This window comes from Bacillus sp. AP50, from assembly GCF_040492675.1.
Taxonomy (GTDB): domain Bacteria; phylum Bacillota; class Bacilli; order Bacillales; family Bacillaceae_G; genus Bacillus_A; species Bacillus_A cereus.
Map to the genome: position 1 here is coordinate 1 of NZ_JBEUTW010000082.1, position 7909 is coordinate 7909.

A 7909-nucleotide genomic window follows, 5' to 3' on the forward strand; every position below is an offset into this window, starting at 1 on the left:
AAAGAGTTAATGATAGTTCTTAAATGTGACAACTTAATAGAAATCTATTATATTAACAAAAAATTCATGTCTAATTAAATGCAATGAATCTATATTAAGTGAAAATGATATTCATTGTCAATTTTATTGACTATTTGAATACTTATTATTTCTTTCTACTTTGTTTCTTATAAGCAATACGCTCTTGTATTCAAACAAAAACACCTCCATTGCATTTGCACACTTAGTATGCGAATGCAAGAGGTGTTTTTTCATATACCATCAGGTAAGATTTCCTGCTTTGTTTATTTCTTGATACGTAGCTATTTTTTAATACACAATAACTGGATCATACGTGTTCAAACTATCATATACAGTTTTTGCAACATTAGGAAGAAGGTTCACACACCCACCTGATCCTCCTGTTAAATAAGCATTATTTCCCCAGTCTTTGCGCCAGCCGGCATCGTGGAATCCTTGACCACTATTTGTGAATGGAACCCAGTAATCCACTTTAACCGCATAATCAGCTTTTCCTACTGCGTTACCTCTTAGCGTATATGGTGTTCGTTTATATAGGACGTACCACACACCTGGTGATGTATCTTCACCAGTACTATGTTTACCAGTTACTACATTTGTTGTAACAACTAATTTTCCATCTTTGTAAATCCAAATTTGTTGCTCTGCAATTGAAACTTCTGCATACGTGTCTCCGATGCCATTATTCGATGTTGTTTTATAACCGATACCTTCCTTCTCCCAACCATTCCCGTGAATATTAGAAGCAGAAAGCGATTTTTCGCCTTTCTCAAAGGCTTGTTGAACTTGTTTAGTTTCTTTTTCAACATCTAGTGCCCAGCCGTATCCTTCTCCTTTTACTGATATGACTGAACCGGAATGAGTTTTAAATGAGAAATCTTTATTTAATGTTGATTTGGCATTATTAATTTCAGTAATTTTCTTCTTAATGTCACTCGCATCAATTGTAACTTTCATATCCTTTGACATAGAGGCATTTTGAATTAAATCTTTCGCTTTTAAAGGATAAACTTCATCCTGCACTTTATACTCAACAGACTGCCCAAGAAGATTCTGTAGTGCTTTCTCCTCTTTTTTGACAATCGGATCGTCTTCTTTAATAGGTTTTATGTATGCAGACTTCAGATGAATTTCGCTTTTATATTTTTGCTTATCATAATCTTTCAGTAGACTAGTAACATCATACTGTTTTCCTTCAACACTTTTCGAAATAACAATTTTCCCTTGTTCTAGCTTCGCCATAGCATCTTGAGGCGCTTTTAATTTCTCATTCATAGAGATGAGCTTTTCTTCTACAAGTTTTTTCATCGTTTCACTACGATACTGATCTGCCTTCTCTGGTAGCAATGAATAATTTTCTCCCTTTGAGGAAGGGAAAAATGTCCACTGGTTTTTTAATAGTTTCTTAACTTGAGGCAAATCTTTTTCCGTAAGTTCTGTTTTTGTATCTTTTTCATCTAAAATTTGTTGTTGATCAACATAGACTTTGTTTGCTAGTCCAGATGTCTTTAATTTCTGTATTGCCTGATCAGCGCTCAGACCACCAACTTTTGTGTCATTAATTGTAACATTCGAATTGAAGTGAGTTGCCTGATAATAACTCATTCCCCCAATAAGAAGTGCAATTACACCAATACCCGCTGCAATAAACTTCCAATTTGTATAACGTTTTTTTGATCTTACTCGTTTTTGATCAATTTCTTCAACTGATTCATTTGTTGTATTGTTGTTCATCAATCTTTCCCCCGTATGCATTAACGTCAAACGATTTTCAACTAAAATCATAAACTAGTGTACCTTATTTTTCCTAAAATTTCATTATTTCCGACCACATTTTATCGCAATTTAATGATTAAATTTAGATTTTTCAATAGTACGATGCATTGCACAGCCCTTTACAAGTTATAAAATGAAATTTCAATCAACCGTTATACCAAGGAAATTAACTACATCTTCTTTGGAAAACTTTTTCTCTTTACGCAAATACGAATTATATTATCCATTTTATGAACATCACCTCCTAATTTTGTCAAAAAAATAAACGATAGTCCTTCTATCTAAAATGTAGAAGGACTATCGTTTTTTCAGTTAGAGTATTTGTATAATCGTTTAAGTTTTTATTTCCTGAAGGTCAAACTTGATGAAGATGATGAAATTTCATCTCATAGCCTTTAAATGAAAACATTATGTTTTTTATGGCAACCAAGTTTATTTTCTTAGCTTGATGTCCCCCACATATCCAGCAGCCTAAGATGAAGTAAGAGTCTGTTCAACTAGATTTTTTCTAATATTTTTAGGAGCATCTTATTTCGCCTCGTCATATTTCACTAATTGAATTTAAAACACATCCGTATGCTATTTAGTAAAATTTACGATTCGAGACGTAATTATTGCAGTAATCAAGATAATACTAGCGGTTATCAAGCCAGATTCTCCAATCCAAATCTCAGTTTGATACCCTGTACTTGCACGTGTGAAAGGTCCTTGAATAATGGCATTCCAAGTAGCATGGATGATAACCGAAGGCCAAATGCTACCTGTGATAAGTCGTAAATAAGCTATAATATAACCGAATGGTACAATACAAAGATAGATACCAAGTACTGAAAGAACGACAGATGGTCCCGCTACATATAGACCAGCAATAACTATTGGAACATGCCACGTTGCCCAAATCAATCCACTAATAAGGATGGGCCGTGAAAACTCTGCATCGACTAGCCTTGTGAGCATATAACCTCGCCAACCCATTTCTTCTCCCAAAGCTGGGATTAAGCCAAGCAAACTTCCGAAAATGCCGCTCAATACTACTAGATAAATGAAGCTGAATGGTGCCGTTACATACTGAAGCCCAAGCATATTGTAGATCGGTTCTAAAATAAACATACCAACTTCGGGATACTGAAACCCCGCAATTCCGCTCGACCAGGCGATAGAATAAGTAATTCCACAAATAATCATAGGGATTAGCAGAGCAAAACCAATCCCTTTCCATATCTTTAAGTTACCGAGACTAAAAGATACATCTTTAAACCCTTCTTTCAGTATTATGCGAGTCAAAATAGAAGATAATGCTGGGGTAAACATATATACCACAATAAGTGGCATACTTTTCGTAATTATTACTACTACATTTAGGATAATTGAAGTAATGATTAAGATACTCAGAAAAAGTTGAAGTCCTATTTTAGCACGTTGGATTTTATCTTTATTGTGGAACGATTTTGCGTGTAATATCATTTTAATCCGCCCTTCCCCTATAATTCACTTGTTTATCGAATATACTTCTTGTCATTTCCACAGACACAACTTAGAATAAAAATATTTTTGTATACAAATTCATTCATCTTTAAAATCCCTCCCCAATTTATAATCTAGTCTTACTTACGACTCATCAATGTAATTATTATTTATAAGTTGTCATAGCGGATAGTACAAAAGTGTAATGATTAGTCTATGACCTGTGTCAATTAACCTTATGACAATATGTAACTAGAAAATATGATATGGGATAGATAACAATTGAATTAAGGCAATTGATTCGTGCAAGTACAATGAATCAATCTTGCTTTTACAAATAATTCAATTGAGGTGAAAAAAATGAATAAGAAAAGAATAATTGCAATGGTTAGTACAGCTTTATTAGTCACAGGATGTGTAGAAGTAGGAAAGGCTCAAACAGTAGCAGTCGAAAATTCAGATCAATCAATACAAAAAAATATAGTTAAATCAATACAATCACAGGCTTACCCATTAAAAACGATAGAGCCGTCAAAATCATTTGAGGATTTAAAACCACTTAAGAAAATGATTGGGAGCGCACAATATGTAGGATTAGGAGAGACTACTCATGGAAGCTCTGAAATTTTCACTATGAAGTTTCGGCTTGTGAAATATTTGGTTACTGAGATGGGTTTTACAAATTTCACAATAGAAGAAGATTGGGGTAACGGCTTAAAACTAAATGAATATATCCAAACAGGAAAAGGAAACCCTAGAGAATTTTTAAACTTGTTATATCCTACTGATGAAATTATAGCCATGATTGAGTGGATGAAAGATTATAATGCTGATCCATCCAATAAAAAAAAGATCCAATTTATTGGGCTCGACTTAAAGGAGTTGGACCAAGGCTGCTTTAATAAAGTAATTGATTATGTAAGGCTGCATCGACCAGATTTGCTGGCAGAAGTAGAAGAAAATTATAAAGAATTATCGGCTTTTAATGGAGGTTTACAGGAATATATGGACCTTGCTCCTGAAATAAAGGAAAAGTTCAAAGCAAACGCTGAGAGAGTAGCCCAATTACTAAAAGATGAGAATGGGCAAACCAACACAGAAATAGCTTCACCCGAATACATCTGGGCCAAAGCAACGGCAAGTGCAATAGAGAAATATACAACAATGCTAATTCCTAACGACTATCCAAGTATGTTAAAGCTACATGAGCAATACTTGGCCGATCATGTAATGTGGGCACAAGAGACATTGGGTGGTAAAACGATGGTATGGGGACACAATGTTCATATAGCTAAAGGAATTTTCGATGAGGAATTATACCCTTATGTTGCCGGGCATAATTTGAAGGAACGTTTAGACAATAATTATGTCACAATTGGCAGTACAACTACGGAGGGGAATTTCACCTTATACAACGACACCGGAGATAAGATTATAACAGATCCGATTCCACAAAATGTAAATAGTTTCAATTATACCCTTGGAAAAGTACCATATAAAATGTTTTTATTGGATAACCGTCACCTTAAAGGACCGGCAGAAAAATGGGTTAAAACAAAAAGACCATTACTAAGTATAGGGGCACGACTCTTACCGAACCAATTGGCATACTTTGATACGTCATTGCTTGAGCAATTTGATATTATTTTTCATATTCGAAAAACAAGTCCATCTCATATTAAATAAAAGTACAAAACAATCCCGTTCTTGCAGATGCAAGAACGGGATTGTTTTATGGTGATTCATATAAGCATCTTTTTTAACCAGAAGTAGGTTACTCTCCCCTTTTTATCATCATTTAAAAATGTCATATGACACTTTTACACTAGTGAGAATGACAAAAAAAGCAGTACAATTCGGTTATTACATAGATAGGAGCGAGAACTTTATGAAATCAAGATTCATCCAGAATGGTTATTTTTTATTACTAACTTTCGTTACAGGGTTGTTTTATTTTTGTTTTTATCTAATAGCTCTGCTATTCAGTTTCACCCTTTCATTTACGGTAATTGGGATTCCACTAGTTATACGCGTACTACAGACTACGACACCTTTTATCCAATTCGAGCGCATACAGACGAAAATTTATACAGATATTTCGACCGACACTTATGATAGAAGTATAAAAATGGATACATCAAACTGGGCTCAGGTGAAATTAGTGCTTACAGATTGTCGTACTTGGTCTGCTGTCTTTTGGTTAATGCAGAAATTTGTGATTGGCATTTTTAGTATCATTTGTGCAACCATTTTTTATGTAATGCCACTTATGTTCCTGTTGGCACCACTACTGTATCGCTACATTGAAATGAATATTATTTTCATACAGATAGATACTTTTGCCAAGTCACTCTTTGTAATGTTTATGGGTATAGTATTTACCGCCATAAGTATTAGAATAGTAGAACGTTTGACAAAGAAAATTGGGGGCTATACCCGTAGCATGATTCGGCAACTAAATCGATAGAAGTTTGCCTTCTGTGAGAAAATTGTAGTGTAAAATTAAAAAGTATAACAATGTATGAAGGATTAATTCATAATATAGGAAGTAAAATGGTAGGCTACTTAGGGGGGAATAACTTGTTAGATATGGTTAAGTCTTGGTTTTGGTACGATTGGATTATGTTAGGAGTCCGTATACTTATTAGTGTCTCTATCGTCGTAATCACATTAGATTTTCAGGATTTTTTAACATTTTCATTTTGGATTGTTATTTTTTGGGAGATTGTTGCCTTCTCGATTCCATGGGTAGCCTTACTGTTCAATTACAAATATTACTTGTTCACAGAAATACTGCTATATGGTGGACTATGTATATATTTAACCTCTTTATTTCCTGAAGCTAACAAGGCATTTCTTATATCGGTTTTTCTGATTGCTGCGAATAGTAAGCATTTGTCCTATTATTGGACAGCTCCAACAACAGTTTTTATAACAACTGGAATTCTCCATGCGGTTGCACCAAGTAATAGCTATTGGATTTTGGTTACCTACTATGGACTTGCTTATGTAATGGGATTCGCTTTCCATTTACTAATCGTCAATCATAAGCAAAATGAAGCGATTCGTAAACAAAACGCGGTACTTGAGCAATATATGTCTCAAATTGAACGCATTACACTGGCAGAAGAACGGAACAGACTGTCGAATGAGCTTCATGATACAGTTGGTCACGCTTATACTTCTATTATTATGGGGATGGAAACGTTGCGTACCGAACTTGCTACTGAAATGGGTATACAGAGGCTAGATTCTCTGCTTGAAATGGGACGTAAAAGCATCGAGGACGTGAGAGGTTACCTACATCAAATGGATTCTCCATGTCAATCTCCTTCCTTGATTCAATCTCTACAAAATCTTGGAGCCGAATTTCAGGAGCACGCTCAGGTTAATGTAAGTTTTCGAGCATACGGAGAGGAATATGAATTGTCTCGGCAAGCAAAGATAGCGTTCATTCGTTGCTTACAAGAGTCCCTTACGAATGCAGTACGCCATGGTCAGGGAACTGAAATTATAGTTTCATTGCAGTTTGAACAACAATATACGAGATTAGAAGTTCAAGATAATGGAAAAGGAAATGTAGAATGGCAGGAAGGCTTCGGTATGAATGCGATGAAAGAACGAGCAATGAACTTGCAAGGTCAATTGTCTGTATATACAAAGCCAGAGGAAGGAATGCTTGTTACTTGTACCATACCGCGACAAACTGAAATAAAAGATGGACTTATTCGTTTGTTAATTGTAGACGATCAGCCATTTGTCCGGGAAAGTTTGAGGACACTACTCGATAGATATGAAGATTTAAATGTAGTCGGTTTAGCTGAAGATGGCAATGAAGCCATCGATTTGTGTGGGCGCCTTCAACCCCATGTTATACTTATGGATTTAGATATGCAGCACATGGATGGAGTCGAAGCAACAAAAAAAATCAAACAACAATGGCCACATATCCGCGTATTAATTTTCACAACGTTTCAGGATACCGAACAGGCGTTGGAATCACTTCGCAACGGTGCGGATGGCTTTTTACTTAAATCTATTGAAACGTTGGAGCTAGCTAATACGATCCGACTTATTCACAAAGGTGGAACACTGATTGATCAGGGAATGTCTCACAAAATATTTGAGAAGTTCGATGAGCAAAAAGAGACACCACAATCAAAAGCAGCCGCTTATGAGCTAACAGCTAGGGAGATAGAAATATTGCAGCTAGTAGCAAAGGGACTTCGATACACTACCATAGCATCAAGGTTATATTTATCGAATGGTACGGTCAGAAATTATGCTTCCACAGCTTATACAAAGCTAGGAGTCCGTAACAAAGAAGAAGCTGTTCAAAGGGCTCTAGAAATTGGAATTATTGAATAAAAAAGTGTTTTTTTGTTTCTTTACAGCAAGATGAAATGTAGTTACAAAATACATAGAGGATAAACTTATGAATTTAATTGGATATCATTTTTTATAGGTAAATTTCTTGAAAAATTTAACCCTGTTTAAAAAATTTAAATAGCGTTGCTACATATTGAATGTAGCAACGCTGTTATTTTCTATATTAGAAATTAGACATCTTTATTATTGCTATAGGGAAGGCTGTTTCAGGTCTTTTCACATGAAGATTCCTCTAAGCCAAATGCCCCCTCCCTAATAC

General features: G+C 35.1%; 5 protein-coding genes. 3 read left to right on the top strand and 2 right to left on the bottom strand.

Annotated elements, in window-relative coordinates:
- Positions 1 to 309 precede the first annotated feature (309 nt).
- On the bottom strand, positions 310 to 1755 hold the full coding sequence (locus ABWK52_RS07960; RefSeq protein WP_001064057.1) for a L,D-transpeptidase family protein: 1446 nt from the start codon (positions 1753 to 1755) through the stop codon (positions 310 to 312).
- A 621-nt stretch (positions 1756 to 2376) separates the two neighbouring features.
- Complete coding sequence (locus ABWK52_RS07965) at positions 2377 to 3261, bottom strand: CPBP family intramembrane glutamic endopeptidase (protein WP_000600470.1); 885 nt, start codon at positions 3259 to 3261, stop codon at positions 2377 to 2379.
- 360 nt (positions 3262 to 3621) lie between these two features.
- Between ABWK52_RS07965 and ABWK52_RS07970 the strand changes: the two genes are divergently transcribed.
- The 3 genes from ABWK52_RS07970 (at position 3622) to ABWK52_RS07980 (ending at position 7629) form a co-directional block, all read left to right on the top strand.
- A complete protein-coding gene (locus tag ABWK52_RS07970) occupies positions 3622 to 4947 on the top strand; it encodes an erythromycin esterase family protein (RefSeq protein ID WP_061654906.1) in 1326 nt (441 codons plus the stop codon).
- 202 nt (positions 4948 to 5149) lie between these two features.
- Complete coding sequence (locus ABWK52_RS07975; protein WP_000842201.1) at positions 5150 to 5728, top strand: sensor domain-containing protein; 579 nt, start codon at positions 5150 to 5152, stop codon at positions 5726 to 5728.
- A gap of 113 nt (positions 5729 to 5841) precedes the next feature.
- Entirely contained in the window at positions 5842 to 7629 is a 1788-nt protein-coding gene (locus ABWK52_RS07980) for a helix-turn-helix transcriptional regulator (protein WP_061654907.1), read from the top strand.
- Positions 7630 to 7909: the final 280 nt, after the last annotated feature.

What these genes read in the sequence shown, in the direction of transcription:
- ABWK52_RS07960 (WP_001064057.1), bottom strand. Translation starts at nt 1,755, where the DNA reads ATGAACAACAATACAACAAATGAATCAGTTGAAGAAATTGATCAAAAA.
- ABWK52_RS07965 (WP_000600470.1), bottom strand. Translation starts at nt 3,261, where the DNA reads ATGATATTACACGCAAAATCGTTCCACAATAAAGATAAAATCCAACGT.
- ABWK52_RS07970 (WP_061654906.1), top strand. Translation starts at nt 3,622, where the DNA reads ATGAATAAGAAAAGAATAATTGCAATGGTTAGTACAGCTTTATTAGTC.
- ABWK52_RS07975 (WP_000842201.1), top strand. Translation starts at nt 5,150, where the DNA reads ATGAAATCAAGATTCATCCAGAATGGTTATTTTTTATTACTAACTTTC.